At 71.0% G+C, this 17135-nt stretch carries 18 protein-coding genes and 1 tRNA gene; 8 read left to right on the top strand and 11 right to left on the bottom strand.

Annotated features, from left to right (window positions below; all coding sequences use genetic code 11):
* Window positions 1-11: 11 nt before the first annotated feature.
* On the bottom strand, window positions 12-2054 hold the full coding sequence (locus P1V51_21125; protein ID MDF1565553.1) for a response regulator: 2043 nt from the start codon (window positions 2052-2054) through the stop codon (window positions 12-14).
* A gap of 348 nt (window positions 2055-2402) precedes the next feature.
* Here P1V51_21125 and P1V51_21120 point away from each other — a divergent pair, with 348 nt between their 5' ends.
* The 3 genes from P1V51_21120 to P1V51_21110 are packed head-to-tail and all read left to right on the top strand — an operon-like array spanning window position 2403 to window position 4160.
* Window positions 2403-2912 (top strand): hypothetical protein, encoded by a 510-nt coding sequence (locus tag P1V51_21120; GenBank protein MDF1565552.1) that lies wholly within the window; start codon window positions 2403-2405, stop codon window positions 2910-2912.
* 60 nt (window positions 2913-2972) lie between these two features.
* Window positions 2973-3503 carry a hypothetical protein gene (locus P1V51_21115; protein ID MDF1565551.1) on the top strand — a complete coding sequence of 177 codons (531 nt, stop codon included), beginning with the start codon at window positions 2973-2975 and terminating at the stop codon, window positions 3501-3503.
* Window positions 3504-3512: 9 nt separating this feature from the next.
* Window positions 3513-4160, top strand: coding sequence for a hypothetical protein (locus P1V51_21110; GenBank protein ID MDF1565550.1), 648 nt, complete (start codon window positions 3513-3515; stop codon window positions 4158-4160).
* Window positions 4161-4164: 4 nt separating this feature from the next.
* On the opposite strand, the gene P1V51_21105 is transcribed toward P1V51_21110, so the two are convergent.
* A complete protein-coding gene (locus P1V51_21105; GenBank protein ID MDF1565549.1) occupies window positions 4165-5502 on the bottom strand; it encodes a cytochrome c biogenesis protein CcdA in 1338 nt (445 codons plus the stop codon).
* A gap of 74 nt (window positions 5503-5576) precedes the next feature.
* On the opposite strand from P1V51_21105, the gene P1V51_21100 reads away from it, so the two are divergent.
* Window positions 5577-6761 (top strand): cysteine desulfurase family protein, encoded by a 1185-nt coding sequence (locus tag P1V51_21100; protein MDF1565548.1) that lies wholly within the window; start codon window positions 5577-5579, stop codon window positions 6759-6761.
* 147 nt (window positions 6762-6908) lie between these two features.
* Here the strand turns inward: P1V51_21100 and P1V51_21095 are convergent, their stop codons facing one another.
* The 8 genes from P1V51_21095 to P1V51_21060 form a co-directional block, all read right to left on the bottom strand.
* Window positions 6909-7244, bottom strand: a complete 336-nt coding sequence (locus tag P1V51_21095; GenBank protein ID MDF1565547.1) for an iron-sulfur cluster assembly accessory protein — start codon at window positions 7242-7244, stop codon at window positions 6909-6911.
* Window positions 7244-7576 (bottom strand): SUF system Fe-S cluster assembly protein, encoded by a 333-nt coding sequence (locus P1V51_21090; GenBank protein MDF1565546.1) that lies wholly within the window; start codon window positions 7574-7576, stop codon window positions 7244-7246. Before P1V51_21090 ends, P1V51_21095 begins: the two co-directional genes overlap by 1 nt.
* Window positions 7577-7700: 124 nt before the next feature.
* The gene (locus tag P1V51_21085; protein MDF1565545.1) at window positions 7701-8150 is read right to left on the bottom strand and encodes an SUF system NifU family Fe-S cluster assembly protein; all 450 of its coding nucleotides are present in this window, start codon (window positions 8148-8150) and stop codon (window positions 7701-7703) included.
* Window positions 8147-9409 carry a cysteine desulfurase gene (locus tag P1V51_21080; protein MDF1565544.1) on the bottom strand — a complete coding sequence of 421 codons (1263 nt, stop codon included), beginning with the start codon at window positions 9407-9409 and terminating at the stop codon, window positions 8147-8149. The genes P1V51_21085 and P1V51_21080 overlap by 4 nt, the downstream gene beginning before the upstream one ends.
* Window positions 9406-10755, bottom strand: coding sequence for a Fe-S cluster assembly protein SufD (gene sufD, locus P1V51_21075; protein ID MDF1565543.1), 1350 nt, complete (start codon window positions 10753-10755; stop codon window positions 9406-9408). Before sufD ends, P1V51_21080 begins: the two co-directional genes overlap by 4 nt.
* A complete protein-coding gene (gene sufC, locus P1V51_21070) occupies window positions 10752-11504 on the bottom strand; it encodes a Fe-S cluster assembly ATPase SufC (GenBank protein MDF1565542.1) in 753 nt (250 codons plus the stop codon). The genes sufD and sufC overlap by 4 nt, the downstream gene beginning before the upstream one ends.
* A 31-nt stretch (window positions 11505-11535) precedes the next feature.
* Window positions 11536-12990: a Fe-S cluster assembly protein SufB gene (gene sufB, locus P1V51_21065; protein ID MDF1565541.1), complete on the bottom strand. Its 1455-nt coding sequence runs from the start codon at window positions 12988-12990 to the stop codon at window positions 11536-11538.
* 9 nt (window positions 12991-12999) lie between these two features.
* Complete coding sequence (locus P1V51_21060; protein ID MDF1565540.1) at window positions 13000-13440, bottom strand: SUF system Fe-S cluster assembly regulator; 441 nt, start codon at window positions 13438-13440, stop codon at window positions 13000-13002.
* 135 nt (window positions 13441-13575) lie between these two features.
* Here P1V51_21060 and P1V51_21055 point away from each other — a divergent pair.
* From P1V51_21055 to P1V51_21040, 4 genes are all read left to right on the top strand, one after another.
* Window positions 13576-13662, top strand: a tRNA-Leu gene (locus P1V51_21055).
* Between the two features lie 284 nt (window positions 13663-13946).
* On the top strand, window positions 13947-14492 hold the full coding sequence (locus tag P1V51_21050) for a hypothetical protein (GenBank protein MDF1565539.1): 546 nt from the start codon (window positions 13947-13949) through the stop codon (window positions 14490-14492).
* Between the two features lie 86 nt (window positions 14493-14578).
* The gene (locus P1V51_21045) at window positions 14579-15529 is read left to right on the top strand and encodes a calcium/sodium antiporter (GenBank protein MDF1565538.1); all 951 of its coding nucleotides are present in this window, start codon (window positions 14579-14581) and stop codon (window positions 15527-15529) included.
* 58 nt (window positions 15530-15587) lie between these two features.
* A complete protein-coding gene (locus P1V51_21040) occupies window positions 15588-16421 on the top strand; it encodes a hypothetical protein (GenBank protein MDF1565537.1) in 834 nt (277 codons plus the stop codon).
* Window positions 16422-16431: 10 nt separating this feature from the next.
* Here the strand turns inward: P1V51_21040 and P1V51_21035 are convergent, their stop codons facing one another.
* Window positions 16432-17133, bottom strand: a complete 702-nt coding sequence (locus P1V51_21035; protein MDF1565536.1) for a hypothetical protein — start codon at window positions 17131-17133, stop codon at window positions 16432-16434.
* Window positions 17134-17135 lie beyond the last annotated feature (2 nt).

The raw sequence follows: 17135 nt of genomic DNA, 5'->3' as shown, positions 1-17135 counted from the left end.
AAGGCGGGGCGCTAGTCGTCCCAGCGATCGAGGATGGCACGGATCTCCGAGGCCTGCGTGCCCTCGGGACGCACCTCGAGGTAGCGCTGGTAGACCTTCCGGGCCTCCATCCGCTGCCCGGAGATCTGCAAGGCCGAGCCCAGGAGCGCCAGGGCGCGGGGCGAGGAGGGATCGATCTCGCGCGCGGCCCGGAAGGCGCCGACGGCGCCCTCGAGATCCCCCAGCTCGAGGTAGGAGAGGCCCAGGCCCATCCGCGCCTCGAGGGAGTCGCGGCGCTCGATGGCGGCGCCGGCGTAGATCAGCACGGCGTCGCCGTAGAGGCCGGTGGCGTAAGCGTCGCTCGCGGCCTGCAACTCGGCGGCCAGCCAGGCGTCGTCCTTGGGCACCGGCGCGGCGGCGCTGCCCTCGGCCTCGGCCTCGACCAGGGCCAGGTCGGCGGCCACGGCCGGATCGGGGGCGGGCGCGGGCGCGGCGGCGGGCTCGGGGGAGACGGCCCGCACCACGGCCGGGGAGGCGACCTCGGGGTCGACCCGGACCTCGTCCAGGGTCAGCACGACGGTCGCGACGATCAGGCTTCCACAGAGGGCGACGAAGCCGGTCCAGGCGGCCCAGCCCAGGGAGGCCTTGCGCGTCCCCACGGCCATCGCGTGGTAGAGCTCCTCGAGCTCGGCCTCGTCCTCGCTCGCTTCGAGCGCCGGGGTCGGGACCTCCTCGTCCTCGAAGAAGTCGGGGGCCAGCGCCTCACCGAGGTCACCGAGGTCACCGAGCTCGCCGAGATCGGCGGCGGCGGCCAGGGTGGCCTCGCCGGAGGCCTCGGCCGCCAGATCGGCGCTCTGCTCCAGGGCGTGGGCGTGCGCCACCCGGCTGGCCTCTGCCAGGGCCGCGGGCAGATCCCAGCCGGTGATCGCGCGGGGATCCTCCGCCTCGTCGCTCCGCCCGATCACGGGCTCGGGCTCGAGGGCCGACCAGGCGATGGGCTCGCCGGCGGTCCAGCCCGCGGGCACCTCGTTGCCCAGCGCGGCCGCGCCGGCCACGCCCGCCGGCAGGCCCTCCCCGAAGAGCGAGCGCATCACCTCGTCGCTGGCGACGGGCGCCTCGGGGGCCGGTGAGGCCTCCTCGCTCACCGGCGCCGCCTCGACGACCGGGGCGACCAGGATGCCACCGTGGAGGAGGCGATCGATCACCTCGAGGGTGGTCAGCTCGGCCAGCGGGGAGTCGGTGAGGACCCGCTCGAGATCGCGCTTGCCGTCGAAGAGGCGGACGATGCCGTTCACCGCGTCGGGCAGGGTGGCCAGCTTCGCCCCGAGCTCGCCGAAGTCGATCTGGAGCACGGCGTCGAGCCCCGGCAGCCGGCCGGTGATGGCCTCCCAGCGCTGCACGTAGGGCAGCCCCTGCCGCAGGATTTCCTTCACCCCCAGGTTCAGGGAGCCGCTCTTGCCGATGGTCTCGAAGAAGAGGTGGAAGGGTCCGCGCTGCAGGGTGAGGAGGCGGAAGAGGGCCGGCTCACCGCAGCGGTGGCGGAAGCTGGCCTCGATGATCCGCCCCTCGCGGAAGACGACCTCGCCCTCCCCCTCGATGAAGACGACCCGCCCGCTGCGGCTGCCGGTGGCCAGCGCCCGCAGGAGGTAGGCGGCGGAGGTCTGCTCGAGGCGGCCCTCGATCACCCGGGCCCCGGCGGGGCGGCCGCGGTGCAGGTGGCTGAAGGTCACCAGGTCGCGAGCGAAGAGCGGCTTGGGCAGCAGGTCCTCGGCGCCGAGGGCGCGGGCGTCGGCCCCGGCCGTGCGGGGCGCGCCGGTGAGATCGGAGAGGAGGAGCACCGGCACCTCGTGGCCGCCCACCTCGCGCAGCTCGCGCATCAGGGAGAGGCCGTCGCCCTCGTCGAGGGCCAGCTCGGAGATCACCACCATCGGCCGGGCCGCCTCGAAGGCCTGGAGGGCCTCGTGCCGGGTGCCGGCTCCGATGGCGCGCAGGCCGTCCTTCCGAAGGGCGCGCAGGGCGAGGGAGCGGGCGGTGGGATCGGGATCGACGACGAGGATCTCTGAGTTGCGGATCACTGGAAGACTCCTTCGGGTCCGGGAGAGGCGACGGACGCACGGACCCCTTGCCCGATATCGAGCAAGATCCATGCCGCGGGAGGCCTCCGACGAACAAGGTAAAGTCAAGCAAATACAGGCTCTTACGCCGAGCTCCGGGAACCGCTCCGGGACCCCCGGAGGCCGAAACTGTCTGCTGAGACGACAGCCTGGAGGTCCGGAGGCGTGGCGCCGGGCGGAGCGCGAAAAGCGCATTGTTTCCGGACCCTTGGTCGCAGGCCTTCGGGCCCGCGATCTGGTGCACGCAGATCCCGGCGTCCAGGGCCTGGACACCTGCGCTGGACCCGCGAGGTGGCGTAGAATGCGGTCATGCCTGGCGAAGAGTTCGACGACGGCCTCGGTGAGATCGGGGGAGAGCTGGACATGGATGCGGTGACCCGGGTGTCCTCCGAGGTCAAGCGCAAGCCCCTGGACCTGGGTCTCGGTGACCTGCTGCCGCGCCAGAGCCGCAGCGGCGGCCGGGAGTCCGGCGGCGGCGCCCTCGACGGCGACACCTTCATGGACCGCGAGCAGAAGGAGGCGGTGGCCCGCGCCCGGGGCGGCACCCCCACCCTCGACCGCCTCGGCGTACAGGCCGTGCAGCCCACCCAGGGCAGCGGCGCGGAGATGGACCGGCGCCTCAACCTCCAGCGCCAGGGCATCCCGACCTGGGGCTGGATCCTCATGCTCCTGGGCACCTTCGCCGTCGGCTTCGGCATCTTCATGGCCTGGCTCTGGGCCTCCCGCACCACCGACGTGAACGAGGAGGCGGCCCGCCTCCAGGCCGCGCAGGAGCGCGCTCAGCAGCTCGAGGGGGAGCGCCAGGCCGGCATGGAGTGAGCCCGGGCGGCCGAGCGCCCCTACCCTCCACGCGCCTCTTCTGCTCTCCTGTGCGGCGACATGATCGCCCCGCGCCACCTGCTGCCCCTCGCCCTCGGGCTCACCCTCCTCGCCCTCTCCCCCGATCGCGCCGAGGCGCGGGACAACTCCACCCGGATCGCGGCGGTCGGCTTCCAGGCCGTCCCGGTGGGCCCGGTCCTGCCGGGCAGCCTGCTCTCGGTGAAGTTCGCCGCCGCGCCCATGGCCGAGTTCTCCGCCCTCCTCGGCGTGGACTGGCGGCAGGGGCTCTTCAGCATCGCCTTCGGCGGCAAGGCGATCCTCCACCTCATCCCGGAGGAGAACCTCAACCTCTACCTCGCCGGGATGGTGCTCCCCTCGGTGGGCAGCCTCGGCCTCCACACCATGGCCTACTTCCTCGGACCCGGCCTCGCCTACTATCCTCCGGGTACCGACAACCTGGAGATCTTCGCGGAGTTCGGCCTGGGCGGGGGAGCCCGCTTCGGGCAGGTCACCGCGGCGGTCCAGCCCCCCACCCCACCCTATCTCGTCACCGCCGGCACCGCCGTCCTCGGCGTCCACTACTGGTTCTAGGGAGAAACGATGAAGCGCCTGCAGAACCTCATCGCCGCCCTCGCCCTGCTGCTGGCGCTCACCGCGCCGGCGACCGCCCGCGCGGGCGCCTTCTCTTCGTGGGACGGCTCGGTGCTCGGCCCGGAGACCCAGGCCTGGAACGTCTGGGTGGGCCTGCCGACGATCGGAGCGCACTACCTGCAGGGACAGCCGCAGGCCTACGACTTCGGCTACGGGCTGACCTTCGACTACCTGCGCACGACCGCCGATGCGTTGATCTCGGTGCGCTACTCGCTGATGGACCAGGAGGAGTTCAACCTGGCCTTCACCGGGCGGGGCGGCCTGCACATGAACTTCGGGGCGCGCTACGCCGACATCGCCAACGCCGGCAACGTGGGCTTCGTCCTCTCGCCGGGCATCGCCCTCGGGATGAAGCCTCACCCGACCTACAGCTCCTTCTTCACCCTCGACGTGCCCCTGCTCTACACCTTCAATTACGGCGGCGGCTGGCGCCTGCCGATCAAGATGCTGGTGGGGCTGGAGTACATGCTGACGCCCGACATGAACGTCGTCGCCACCTTCGGCTTCGGCCCCCGCTGGGAGGGCGGCGGCGGCTACGTCGGCGGCTTCGCCTTCCAGGTCGAGAGCTGGGCGGGGCTCTCCTTCCGCCTCTTCTAGACCGCTACTTCACCGCGGCGAGGATCTTCAGGAAGTCCTCGGGGCGGCGGAAGCCCGTGACCGTCAGGTCCTTTCGCTGCTCGCCCTTCGAGTCGTAGAAGACGATGTAGGGCAGACCGGGGAAGCCGTACTTCTCCTTCAGCCGGGCGTACTCCGGCGACTCGTCGTCGGTCAGGTCGACCGTGGCGATGACGAAGCGGGAGAGCTCCTCCTGCACCGCCGGATCCGGGAAGGTGTACTTCTGGAGCTCCTTGCAGGCGGTGCACCAGTCGGCGGAGAAGTCGACCATCGCCGGCTTTCCCTCGGCGCTGGCGAGCGCGAGGGTCTCGGACTCGCTGGTCAGCCAGTGGAGCTCGCCGCCGTGGTCCGCGGGGACGGCCCCCAGGGCGCCGACCCGGAGGAAGATGGCGCCGGTCAGCAGCAGCACGCCCGCGGCCTTGCCGACCTTGTGCAGCGCCGGCCCGTGGAAGGAGAGGTGGATGCCGCCCAGGAGCACCCCTGCGGCCGCGACCCCGCCGGTGACCCACATCACCCAGCCGGCCTCGACCTGCACCAGCGCCTGCAGCGCCGGCACGACGTCCTTGAGGAAGTAGAGGGCCACCACCAGCAGGGCGATGCCGAAGATGGACTCGACCACGTCCATCCAGGTGCCGCTCTTGGGCAGGCTCACCGAGAAGGTGCCCAGGACGAAGAAGAGCAGGCCCATCCCGAGGGCGAAGGTGAAGAGGAGGACCGTCCCCAGGAGGGCGTCGCCGGTGGTCGCCACGTAGGTCAGCACCCCGCCGAGGACCGGACCGGTGCAGGGCGCGGCCACCACGCCGGCCACCAGGCCCATGGCGAAGGCGCCCGCGTAGCCCTCGCCGCCCACCTGGGAGAGGCGGGTCTGGAGGCCGCTCGGGAGGCGGATCTGGAAGACCCCCAGCATGGAGATGCCGAAGAGGACGAAGACCGTCGCGATGACGCCGATCACCCAGGGGTTCGACATCACGCTCCCGAAGACCTTGCCGGTGAGCGCCGCGAGGAGCCCGAGCGAGGCGTACATCACCGCCATGCCCAGGACGTAGACCGAGGAGAGGAGCGCGCCCTTCATGCGGCTCGACGCGCTCTTGGCGCCGAAGACCGCCACCGTGATCGGGATCAGGGGATAGACGCAGGGGGTCAGGCTGGTGAGCACGCCGCCCAGGAAGACGACGCCCAGGGCGAGCAGGAGGCTCTCCCGCATGGCGTCCTCGAAGGAGGGGCCGCTCTCCGCGAGGCCCGGGCCCTCGAGGAGGCCGGGGACGAAGGCGACCAGGAGGAAGGCGAGGATGGCGCCGCTGGCGATGAGGGTCAGTTTCTTCATGGATGCGCGTGTCCCCGGCAAGGGGTAGGTGCCCTTTCCTTCGCGATGGATTCCAGAGAAGTTACGTCAGAGACATGACGGAGGCCAAACCAGCCGTGGGGAGCACCCCGATCTACCTGGATCATCACGCCACCACGCCGGTCGATCCCCGGGTGCTGGAGGCCATGCTGCCCTACTTCACCGAGAGGTTCGGCAACGCGGCCAGCCGCACCCACCGCCGGGGATGGGACGCGAAGGAGGCGGTGGAGCGGGCCCGGGAGCAGGTGGCCCGGGCCCTGGGCGCGGCCAAGGGGGAGATCGTCTTCACCTCCGGGGCGACCGAGGCCAACAACCTCGCCCTGGCCGGCCTCCTCGATGCCTACGGCGAGCGGCGGCGGGGCCTGGTGGTCTCGGCCATCGAGCACCCCTCCGTCCTCGACACCGCCCGCTGGCTGGCCGAGGCGAGGGGCGCGAAGCTGACGATCCTCCCGGTGGAGGCCGACGGCGTCGTCCGGATGGAGGCCGTCCGCGAGGCGGTGGACGAGCACACCCTGCTCTGCTCGGTGATGGCCGCCAACAACGAGGTGGGCACCCTCCAGCCCATCGCCGAGATCGGGGCGCACTGCCGGTCGGTGGGGGCCTTCTTCCACACCGACGCCGTCCAGGCGATCGGCAAGGTCCCCTTCGACGTCCTCGAGCAGCACGTCGACTGCGCCTCCCTCTCCGGGCACAAGGTCCACGGCCCCCAGGGGATCGGCGCGATCTTCCTCAAGCGGCGTGATCCGCGAGTGCGGCCGGCGCCCTTGCTCCACGGGGGCGGCCACGAGCGGGGCTTCCGCTCGGGCACCCTCCCCCTCCCGCTGATCGTGGGCCTCGGCGAGGCCCTGGCCCTGGCGGCCGCCGAGCGGGAGCGCGAGAGCCGGGTCCTCCTCACCCTGCGCGACCGCCTGCACCGGTTGATCACCGACGCCCTCGAGGGGGTCGTCGTCCACGGCACGATGGAGGAAGGCGCGCGCCTGCCGGGCAACCTCAACCTCTCCTTCGAGGGGGTCGAGGCCGAGCCCCTGCTGCTGGGCCTGCGGGAGCTCTGCCTCTCCTCCGGCTCGGCCTGCGCCTCCGCCACCCCGACCCCCTCTCACGTCCTGCGGGCGATGGGAGTCTCCGACGATCTGGCCCACGGCTCGCTGCGCTTCGGGATCGGACGGTACAACACCGAGGTCGAGATTGATCGAGCGGCGGAGCTCGTCATCGCCCGGGTCAGGAAGCTCCGGGGTTCGTAGACCTCGGTCGCTCCCCCGGGAGAAGCCGTGTACGTGTACGTGTACGTGGACGTGGACGGCGAGGTGAACGGCCTGGCCGAGTACTTCCCGGGTCCCGAGTTCCGTGCACGTACACGTCCACGGCCTTTCCGCTGGCTCGACCCGAGGTCAGGTCGCGAAGGATGAACCACATCCACAAGTCTGCTTCGCCTGCGGATTCCTGAACTCGAAGGCCGCCCCCATCAAGCTGCTCTTCCAGTGCAGCTCGGTGCCGTCGATGACCTTCAGCGAGCGGCGATCGACGACGACGGTGGCGCCGTGGTGCTCGAAGCGCTCGTCCTTCTCGGCGTCGAAGGCGCTCTCCTCGCAGACCTCCATGAAGTAGGAGAAGCCGGAGCAGCCGCCGCCCCGCACACCGACCCGCAGGCCGAGGGCGGGCCTCTCCCAGCTCTCGACCAGCTCGAGGATCTTCTTCGCCGCCTCGGGGGTGAGATCGAAGCGCATCAGAACATCCCCAGCTGGAGGCGGGCGGCCTCGCTCATCCGGTCCATCGTCCAGGGCGGCTCCCAGACCAGCTCGACGTGGCAGGTGGCGACCCCGGGCAGCTCGGCGACCTTGTGCTGGACCTCGTCCACCATCGGGCCGGCGACCGGGCAGCCGGGCGCGGTGAGGGTCATGCGGATCTCCACCGCGCCTCCCTCGTCGATCTCGATGGCGTAGATCAGGCCCAGCTCGTGGATGTTCACCGGGATCTCGGGGTCGTAGATGCCCTGGAGGATGGAGATGATCTCCTCCCGCAGCTCCTCGGGGGCCACGTGGGCGGCCGCCGCGGCCATCTCCGCCAGGCTGGCCGCGGTCTCGCCCCGCGGGATCTCGGCCGGCGGGGTGCCGCTCTGCTCGCCGGTGGCGGCGCGGACGCTCTCTTCCAGGGCGGTCTTGGGATCGTTCTCGCTCAAGGTCCTACTCCGTCTTCACTTGCTGGTCGGATTCGCCCAGGGCGGCCTCGAGGGTGTGCCAGCAGAGGCTCGCGCACTTCACCCGCATCGGATAGGCGGCCACCCCGGCGAAGACCGCCAGCTTTCCCAGCGCCACCGGATCCGCCTCGATCTTGCCGAGGACCACGTCGTGGAACTGCTCGAAGAGGGCGTGGGCCTCCTCGACGGTCTTGCCCTTCACCACCTCGGTCATGGTCGAGGCCGAGGCGGTGGAGATGGCGCAGCCGCTCCCCTGGAAGCCGATGTCCTCGATCCTGCCCTCGTCATCGACCCGGGCCTTCAGGGTGAGGCGATCGCCGCAGAGGGGGTTGTGACCGTCGGCGCTGCGGTTCGAGGGGTCCGGGAAGCCGAAGTTCCGCGGGTTCTTGCCGTGGTCCAGGATCATCTCCTGGTAGAGCTCGCGTAGATCGCTCATGCGAAGATCTCCTGCACCTTGCGGAGGGCCGCCGCCGCGGCGTCGATCTCCTCGAGCGTGTTGTAGAGGGCCAGGGAGGCGCGGGTGGTGGCGGGGATGCCGAAGCGATCCATCACCGGCTGCGCGCAGTGGTGGCCGGTGCGCAGGGCGACCCCCTCGGCGTCGGCGATGGTGCCCACGTCGTGGGGGTGGATCCCCTCGAGGACGAAGGAGAGCACCGCGGTCTTCCGCGGCGAGGTGCCGACGAGCCGCAGCCCCTCGATGGCCGAGAAGACCTCGGTGGCGTGCTCCAGGAGCTGATGCTCGTGGGCCTCGATGGCGTCCCAGCCCCAGCCGAGCAGCCACTCGATGGCGGCCCCGAGCCCGATGACCCCGGCGATGTTGGGGGTCCCCGCCTCGAACTTGTAGGGCAGCTCGTTCCAGGTGCTCTGCTCGAAGGTGACGGTGAGGATCATGTCGCCGCCGCCCTGGTAGGGATCCATCCGGGCCAGGAGCTCCTCCCGCCCGTGGAGCACCCCCACCCCGGTGGGGCCGAAGAGCTTGTGGCCCGAGAAGGCGTAGAAGTCCGCGCCGAGCGCCTGCACGTCCACCGGCTGATGGCCGACCGCCTGGGCACCGTCGATCAGGGTGAGCGCGCCCACCTCGCGGGCCTGCGCGACGATGGACTCGACCGGCAGGATGGTCCCCAGCGCGTTCGAGATGTGGGCCACCGCGACCAGGGCTACCTCCTCGTCGAGGAGCGCGGCCATGCCCTGCCCGTCGACGCTGCCATCCTCGAGGAGGGGGACCACCCGAAGCTTCGCGCCGGTGCGGCGGCAGAGCTGCTGCCAGGGCACGATGTTCGAGTGGTGCTCCAGCCCGGTGATCAGGATCGCCCTCCCCTCGAGCTCGACGAGGGAGGGCAGGCCCGCGGCCACCAGGTTGATGGACTCGGTGGTCCCGCGGGTGAAGACGATCTCCCGGGTGGAGGCCGCGCCGAGGAAGGCCCGGACGGTCTCCCGGGCGGCCTCGTAGCGCTCGGTGGCCCGCTGCGAGAGGCGGTGCACTCCCCGGTGGATGTTGGCGCAGTCCCGGGCGTAGACGCTGGTCACGGCGTCGATGACGGCCTGGGGCTTGAGGGTGGTCGCCGCGTTGTCGAGGTAGACCAGGGGGCGGTCGTCGATCTGCTGGTGCAGCGCCGGCACCGACGCGCGCAGCGCCGGGAGGTCGAGGCGCGGCATCGGGGCGATGGGCCCGACGGGGGGGCTCGCGAGGCTCATCGGGCCGCCTCCTCGGCCGCCTGCAGGGTCGTCGCGTTCACGCCGGGCAGGCGCTCGGCCAGGACGTCGAGGACCAGCGCACGGAGGCGCGGCTCCTCCACCCGGTCGGCCAGGGCGCGGACGAAGGCCAGGGTGAGCAGGCCGCGGGCCTCCTGGGGGCCGAAGCCCCGGGAGCGCAGGTAGAAGAGCTGCGCCTCGTCGAGCTGCCCCACGGTGGCGCCGTGGCTGCACTTCACGTCGTCGGCGTCGATCTCCAGGCGGGGCTTGGTGTGGACCACCGCGTCGGGCGAGAGCAGCAGGTTGCGGTTCTCCATCGCGCCCTCGGTCTGCTGGGCGTCCCGGCGCACCTCGATGGTGCCGTCGAAGACCGCGGTGGCCGCGTCGTCGAGGATGCCCCGGTAGGTCTCCTCGCTGCGGCAGCGCTCGACGGCGTGCTCGATCCAGGTGTGGTGCTCGTGGTGCTGCTCACCCCGCCCGAGGTAGACGCCCTCGAGGGTCACCGAGGCCTCCGGCCCCGACAGCCTGGCCCGGGAGGTCAGGCGGGTGCGGGCGCCGCCCAGGCTGAAGACCCGGGAGACGAGGGTCGCGCCCTCGGAGAGCTCGGCCTCGAAGCTGCCCAGGTGGGTGGCGGCCTCGCCCTCGATCTGCACCCGCAGGTGCACGAGTCGCGCGCCGGCCCCGAGGACGGCCTCGGTCACGCTGCTGGTGAGGGAGGCCTCGCTGCCCCCCTGGAAGAGCTCGACCAGGGTGAGCTCGGCGTCGGCCTCGAGCTCGAGGCGCAGGCGCGGCAGGAGGGCCTCGGAGGACGCCCCGGCGTCGTGCACCAGCACCAGCGGCGCCGCGACCCGCCGGCCCGCCTCCAGGGTGAGGTGGATGCCCTCCCGGAAGAGCGCCGCGTTCAGCGCCGAGAAGGGCTCCTCCCGGCGAGGCGCCAGGGACGCCGCCGGGCCGGCCCGCGCCGCGTCGAGGCGCGGGGCCAGGGGCTCGGCCCGCAGTCCCTCGGGGAAGCTCGCCCCGGGGGCCATGCAGTGGGTGTCGCCCTGGATCAGCACCGTGGCCGCGAGGCCGTGGCGCTCGAGGAGGCGCGAGGCGCCCGGCAGCTCCTCGGGCGAGAGGCCGCCGCGGCGGGGCGCCGTCGCCGGCACCTTGCCCAGATCGCGCAGGGGGAAGTGCCGCCACCCCTCGAAGCGCCGGTGGGGCCAGGGGAAGATCAGCAGCTGGCGCTGGGCCTCCCGCCGCAGGGAGTGCAGCGCGCCCGCCTCCCGCTCGGCGGAGAGCTGCGCCCCGGTCACCCAGGCCGTGGTGGCCTCGGCCAGCGGCGAGGTCTCGGAGGTCACGCTCTTCATGCCGCGCTCTCCCCGTAGGCGGCGTAGCCCTCGGCCTCGAGGCGCTCGGCCAGCTCGTAGCCGCCCGAGTCGACGAACCTGCCGTCGAGGAGGACGTGGATCCGGTCGGGCCGGATGTGGTGGAGCAGGCGCTGGTAGTGGGTGATGAGCACCATCCCTCGCTCGGGCGAGCGCAGGCTGTTCACCCCATCGGAGACGTCCTTGAGGGCGTCGATGTCGAGGCCGGAGTCGGTCTCGTCGAGGATGGCGAGCTTCGGCTCGAGGACGGCCATGTGGAAGATCTCGTTCTTCTTCTTCTCGCCGCCGGAGAAGCCGTCGTTCACCGCCCGGCGCCCGAAGCGCTCGTCGAGGTGGACGGTCTTCATCTTCTCCCGCGCGAGCGCGAGGAAGTCCATCGCGTCCACCTCGGGCTCGCCGCGGTGGCGACGCTGGGCGTTGAGCGCGGCGCGCAGGAAGTAGAGGTTCCCCACCCCCGGGATGGCCACCGGGTACTGGAAGGCGAGGTAGACGCCCTCCCGGGCGCGCTCCTCCGGCTCGAGGGCGAGGAGATCCTGCCCCTGGTAGAGGACCGTCCCGCCGGTGACCTCGTAGCCCTCGCGACCGGCGAGGACGTGGGAGAGGGTCGACTTGCCCGAGCCGTTGGGGCCCATGATGGCGTGGATCTCGCCGGCGGGGACATGCAGGTCGATGCCCTTGAGGATCGGCTTTCCGTCGACGGCGACGCGGAGGTTCTGGATGTCGAGCAGCATGGTGTTCTTCTTTCCTTGAGATCGTTGAGGTCTAGCCGACGGCGCCCTCGAGGCTCACCCCGAGCAGCTTCTGGGCCTCCACCGCGAACTCCATCGGGAGCTCCTCGAGGACCTCCTTGGCGAAGCCGTTCACGATGAGGGAGACGGCGTCCTCCTCGGAGAGGCCGCGCTGGCGGCAGTAGAAGAGCTGATCCTCGCTGATGCGGGAGGTGGTCGCCTCGTGCTCGAGGGTCGCGGAGGGGTTCTTCACCTCGACGTAGGGCACGGTGTTGGCGGTCGAGCGATCACCGATGAGCAGCGAGTCGCACTGGGTGTAGTTGCGAGCGCCCTCGGCGCCCTTCTGGATCTTCACCAGCCCCCGGTAGGTCTGGCGCCCGTGCCCGGCCGAGATGCCCTTGGAGATGATCGTGGAGCGGGTGCGCTTGCCCAGGTGGATCATCTTGGTGCCGGTGTCGGCCTGCTGGCGGTTGTTCGAGAGGGCCACCGAGTAGAACTCGCCGACCGAGTCGTCCCCCAGGAGGATGCAGCCGGGGTACTTCCAGGTGATGGCCGAGCCGGTCTCGACCTGGGTCCAGGAGATCTTCGAGCGGTCGCCAGCGCACTTCCCGCGCTTCGTGACGAAGTTGTAGATGCCGCCCTTCCCCTCCTTGTCGCCGGGGTACCAGTTCTGGACGGTGCTGTACTTGATCTCGGCGTCGGTGTGGGCGACGAGCTCGACCACCGCAGCGTGGAGCTGGTTCTCGTCGCGCATCGGCGCGGTGCAGCCCTCGAGGTAGCTCACGTAGGCGCCCTCGTCGGCGACCACCAGGGTGCGCTCGAACTGCCCGGTGTTGGCCGCGTTGATCCGGAAGTAGGTCGAGAGCTCCATCGGGCAGCGCACCCCCGGGGGGATGTAGGCGAAGGAGCCATCGGAGAAGACCGCCGAGTTCAGGGCCGCGAAGTAGTTGTCGGTCACCGGCACCACCGAGCCGAGGTACTTGCGCACCAGCTCGGGGTGCTCCTTCACGGCCTCGGAGAAGGAGCAGAAGATGATGCCCTTCTTGGCCAGCTCGGCCTTGAAGGTCGTCGCCACCGAGACCGAGTCGAAGACCGCGTCCACCGCCACCCCCGCCAGCGCCGCGCGCTCCTGCAGGGGGATGCCGAGCTTCTCGTAGGTCTCGAGGAGCTCGGGGTCGACCTCGTCCAGGCTCTGGGGACCCTCGCCGGCCTGCTTCGGCGCGGCCCAGTAGGAGATCGACTGGTAGTCGATGGGCGGGTAGTCGAGGTCCGGCCACCAGCCGGGGTCGTCCATCTGCCGCCACTTGCGGAAGGCCTCGAGGCGCCACTCGAGCAGCCACTCGGGCTCGTCCTTCTTGGCCGAGATGAAGCGGACGATCTCCTCGGAGAGGCCCGGAGGCGCCTGCTCCTGATCGATGTCGGTGGTCCAGCCGGCCTCGTACTCGCGGTCGACGAACTCCTGGAGGTTCTCTTTCTGGGTGCCTGCCATGGTGTTCCTTCAGCCCTGAGCGCGCCCGAGGCCCACCAGCCCGGCGGGCAGCGGCGCGTTCATCTGCTCGAGGTTGATCGATGCCAGCGCGGACTGGATCGCGTCGTTGATCATCTGCCAGTTGGGACGGAGCTGGCAGCCGCTCTCCTGCTCGCAGCCCACGTCCTCGGTGCAGCAGTCGGTCATCGCGATGGGGCCCTCCACCGCGGCGACGATCTGCGCCAGGTCGATCTCGCGCGGCGCGCGGGAGAGGCGGTAGCCCCCCTTCACGCCGCGGGTGCTCTGGGCGACCTCCCCCTGCACCAGCAGGCGGAGCACCTTGCGGACCGTGGGCTCCGGCACCGCCGCGGCCTGCGCGACCTCGGACGCCCGGTGGAACGCGCGCGGGTCGCGGGCGAGCGCCGAGGCGACGACGATGGCGTAGTCGGTGAGCTTGGTGACCCGGAGCATCTGCTTCTCCAAAACAAGACCGAAGCGGTCTTCTTTCCGAGGTAGGATAGTCGGCGACCGACGGGAGTCAAGGCCGACCTGGAGGTGAAAGAACCTCTTGACGCCGGGGGCCGTTGCCGCTACCTAGGGCCGCCTGCCCAGGTGGTGAAACTGGTATACACGCCAGATTCAGGTTCTGGTGGCTTCACGGCCGTGGAGGTTCGAATCCTCTCCTGGGCACCAGCAAAAGCTCGCGGGCGTCACTGACGCTCGCGAGCTTTTTTTTGGGCCGGGATCGATTCCCACCAGGTCGAGGCTTGATCCCTTCGCCCATCCGATCTAACTTCGATCCCTCGTGGTGCCATACGTGACAATACGTTTGGGGCACGGTCGTTGCGCGACATTCGAGACTGTTTTTCGAACCCTACCAAGCGAGGAACGAGATGGGATTCTCTCGTCGAGAGCCAGAAGATTCGGTGGAGTGGCGTCGCCTGCAGGCGAAGCTGGTGGACGGTGAAGGTACGTCGATGAGCGAGGCGCGAGCCATCGGGGAGTCCATGGGGGACGACTCGGTCGCCCTCGACGACGACGACAACGACACCGACCTGGAGGATGACGACGACGAGGTCGAGCGCCCCGAGCGGAGCGCCAGCCGGGCTCCGGCCCTGCGGGTCGAGGGCGAGGAGGAGGAGGAAGAGCTCAGCCCCGAGGCCGAGGCTCGCCTCGTCGCCATCAAGCGCGCGGCGGCCCGTATCCGCCGGGTGAAGAAGGCCGCGGTGGACGTCTCCCGCACCTACCGCCTGGGCCAGCGGGTCTTCGATCCCGCCGCCCAGAGCTTCGGCCGGGTGGTCTTCGCCGCCGAGGGCTACGTCCGGCTCGAGCTCTCCGACGGCTCCGAGTCCGCCCACGGCAAGCCTCCCCTCGAGGACCGGCGGGCCTTCGTCTCCGCCAACTTCGAGCGGATGGACAACAAGACCATGGCCGACATCCTGGACATCTCGGTCCACACGATGCGGCGCCTCTGCCACGAGTACGGCCTGAAGCGGCACGGCAAGAGCAAGGCGAGCGCCTGACGCGCCTGCCCTGCCCTCCCGTCGGGGGCCTCGCCGCGGCGACGATTTCGCCTGCGCGGCGGGGCCTTCCGGGTTAGTAATTCACGATGGTCTCCTGGCTGCTGGTCCTGCTCGGGCTGGTGCTCCTCACTGGTGGCGCCGAGTTCCTCGTCCGGGGGTCGTCCGCCCTCGCCGGGCGGCTGGGCGTCTCCACCCTCGTCATCGGGATGACGGTGGTGGCCTACGGCACCAGCGCACCCGAGCTGGCGGTGAGCGTCATCGCGGTGCTGCGCGGCTCCGACGGGCTCGCCATCGGCAACGTGGTGGGCAGCAACATCTCGAACCTGGGCCTGGTGCTCGGCCTGGCCGCCCTGATCAACCCCCTGCGCGCCGAGCACGGGCTGCTCAAGCGCGAGCTGCCCTTCATGCTGGTCGCGGCGCTCATGGTCCCCCTCCTGGGCTGGGACGGAGACTACGGCCGGGGCGACGGCGTGGCCTTCCTCCTGGGGGCGCTGCTCTTCACGGCGGTCTGCTTCTCCCGGGCCCGGTCCGAGCGGCGCGAGGACAAGGCCCGCAAGGCCGAGAGCGACGAGGTGCCCGAGCCGAGCGGCAACCTCCTCCTCGACGTCGTCTTCACCCTCGGCGGCACCGTTGCGCTGGTGGGCGGCGGCGACGTGCTGGTGCGGGGCGCCACGGACGTGGCCACCCAGCTGGGGGTCACCGAGAGGGTCATCGGGCTCTCGATCGTGGCCCTGGGCACCTCCCTGCCCGAGCTGGCGACCTCCCTGGTGGCCGCCCGCAAGGGGGAGCTGGACCTGGCCGTGGGCAACGTCATCGGCAGCAACATCTTCAACGTCTTCTTCATCCTGGGCTCCGCGGCCACGGTGCGGTCGATGAACATCGGCGAGGCCGCGCTCTCCCTGGACGTGGTGATCATGCTGGTCCTCTCCTTCGCCATGATCCCGATGATCTTCTCCGGGGAGCGGATCTCGAGGCTGGAGGGGGCCCTGCTGGCCCTCACCTACTGCGGCTTCGCGGCCAGCCTCTTCCTGCGCTGAAGCCCCGGGTTCAACCGGCCCTCTTGCCCCCGCCATCGGCTCCCACTATGAGGAGCGGATGAACGACCCGGTCACCCTGTGGATCCTCGCCGGCGGCGCCGGTCTGGTCGCCGCCGTCCTGGGCCTCGCCTGGCGCGGCGCCCACTCCCGCCTCGAGGCCACCTCGGCCGAGCTCGAGAAGAGCAAGGCCACCCTCGGAAAGCTCGAGAAGAAGGTCGAGTCGCAGCGCGAGAGCGCCGAGTCTCGCAGCGCCGAGCTCGAGGAGCTGCGCAAGAAGCTGCAGAAGGCCAGGAAGCGCACCGCCTCGGTGAGGCAGGAGCAGAGCAGCGACTCGAGCCGGCAGCAGGAGCTCGGCGAGGAGCTCGAGGCCGCCAAGGCGACGATCGACCGCCTGCACGAGGAGCTCGACGGGCTGCGCGAGGCGGCGGGGTCGAAGCCGGCGCGCAAGAAGAACGAGAAGAGTGAGAAGAGCGAGCGCCCGGCCGCCGAGAAGGAGGCCGCGCCGCGGGAGGCGAAGCCGGTCACCGACGAGGAGCGCGATCGCCTCGAGCAGAAGGCGGCCAAGGCCGAGTCCACCGCCGCCGAGCTGCGCAAGCAGGTCGAGGAGACCGAGCACGAGCTCAAGCGAGCCCGGGGCCGGGCCGAGACCAACCACCGCGTCTACCTGGTCACCAAGGGTGAGCTCGAAGCGGTGAACGACAAGCTCCACACCCTCGAGCGCCACCTCGGCACCAACTCCTTCCGCGATCTCCTGCGGGCGGCCGGCGCCCAGGTGGGCAGCGGCCGGGTGACGGCCCACGTGCCCCTCGATCCCGAGGCCACCCCGGGCGAGAGCGCCGAGGCCAGCCTCGCGGCGGATGCCGCGGAGGCCGAGGCCGAGCTCTCGTCCTAGGGGACGCCCCCTAGCCGCGCTTCTGCTGCTTCTTCAGCCGCGCGAGCGCCTTCTTGCCCTTGCGCTTCTCGAAGACCTCGTCGAGCGCGGCCAGGTCGTCGGCCAGGAGCCGGGACTCCTTGCGGGCCTGCTCCAGCTTCTCCTCCAGGGGCCGGCACTGGCGGGCGCCGGCGGCGGCGTGGGAGAGGGTCGCTCCGGCGAGGCACTTGTCGCGGGCCTTCTCGGCCTTGGCGGCCGTCCCCTCGGAGAGCTTCAGCTTGTCGGCCAGCCGGGCGGTGGCCTGGGGGAGCTGCTTGGGCAGGCCGTGGCGCTCGAGGATGGCCTCCAGCCCCTGCCCGACCTTCTTCTGCTCCTCTTCCTTGGCCTTTCGCTCGGCCTCGATCTGGACGAGGAGCTTCTGGGCGCCCTCCTCCTCGGACTCGAGCTGCCCGACCACGTCGAGGAGCTCGAGCACCCGGTCGTCCATGGGGGCCAGGTCGTCGGCCTCCTCCAGCACCGCCCGGGCCTCCGCGTACTTGCTCTTGTCGAGGAGCTTTCGCGCCTTCTGGAGCAGCGCCTCGACCTTCCCGTCGATCTCGGGATCGAGCGCGGCGCCCGCGCCGAGGTCCCCCGAGAGCTCACCGTCCGCCCGGAGCGGAGCGGCGGGCAGGTAGAGGACGAGGGCCATCAGGGCCAGGGGCAGGCGGGCTCGCAGGGGCTCGAGAAGACGCATGG

This window comes from Deltaproteobacteria bacterium (genome assembly GCA_029210625.1).
Lineage (GTDB): Bacteria > Myxococcota > Myxococcia > SLRQ01 > SLRQ01 > JARGFU01.
This window is presented reverse-complemented; position numbering and strand designations above follow the sequence as displayed.

Coding starts and splice junctions, on each gene's coding strand:
- P1V51_21120 (MDF1565552.1), top strand. CDS start 2,403: ATGCCTGGCGAAGAGTTCGACGACGGCCTCGGTGAGATCGGGGGAGAG.
- P1V51_21095 (MDF1565547.1), bottom strand. CDS start 7,244: ATGCGCTTCGATCTCACCCCCGAGGCGGCGAAGAAGATCCTCGAGCTG.
- sufC (MDF1565542.1), bottom strand. CDS start 11,504: ATGCTGCTCGACATCCAGAACCTCCGCGTCGCCGTCGACGGAAAGCCG.
- P1V51_21105 (MDF1565549.1), bottom strand. CDS start 5,502: ATGAAGAAACTGACCCTCATCGCCAGCGGCGCCATCCTCGCCTTCCTC.
- sufD (MDF1565543.1), bottom strand. CDS start 10,755: ATGAAGAGCGTGACCTCCGAGACCTCGCCGCTGGCCGAGGCCACCACG.
- P1V51_21050 (MDF1565539.1), top strand. CDS start 13,947: ATGAGCGAGGCGCGAGCCATCGGGGAGTCCATGGGGGACGACTCGGTC.
- P1V51_21110 (MDF1565550.1), top strand. CDS start 3,513: ATGAAGCGCCTGCAGAACCTCATCGCCGCCCTCGCCCTGCTGCTGGCG.
- P1V51_21100 (MDF1565548.1), top strand. CDS start 5,577: ATGACGGAGGCCAAACCAGCCGTGGGGAGCACCCCGATCTACCTGGAT.
- P1V51_21060 (MDF1565540.1), bottom strand. CDS start 13,440: ATGCTCCGGGTCACCAAGCTCACCGACTACGCCATCGTCGTCGCCTCG.
- P1V51_21085 (MDF1565545.1), bottom strand. CDS start 8,150: ATGAGCGATCTACGCGAGCTCTACCAGGAGATGATCCTGGACCACGGC.
- P1V51_21115 (MDF1565551.1), top strand. CDS start 2,973: ATGATCGCCCCGCGCCACCTGCTGCCCCTCGCCCTCGGGCTCACCCTC.
- P1V51_21090 (MDF1565546.1), bottom strand. CDS start 7,576: ATGGCCGCGGCGGCCGCCCACGTGGCCCCCGAGGAGCTGCGGGAGGAG.
- P1V51_21040 (MDF1565537.1), top strand. CDS start 15,588: ATGAACGACCCGGTCACCCTGTGGATCCTCGCCGGCGGCGCCGGTCTG.
- P1V51_21080 (MDF1565544.1), bottom strand. CDS start 9,409: ATGAGCCTCGCGAGCCCCCCCGTCGGGCCCATCGCCCCGATGCCGCGC.
- P1V51_21045 (MDF1565538.1), top strand. CDS start 14,579: ATGGTCTCCTGGCTGCTGGTCCTGCTCGGGCTGGTGCTCCTCACTGGT.
- sufB (MDF1565541.1), bottom strand. CDS start 12,990: ATGGCAGGCACCCAGAAAGAGAACCTCCAGGAGTTCGTCGACCGCGAG.
- P1V51_21035 (MDF1565536.1), bottom strand. CDS start 17,133: ATGCGTCTTCTCGAGCCCCTGCGAGCCCGCCTGCCCCTGGCCCTGATG.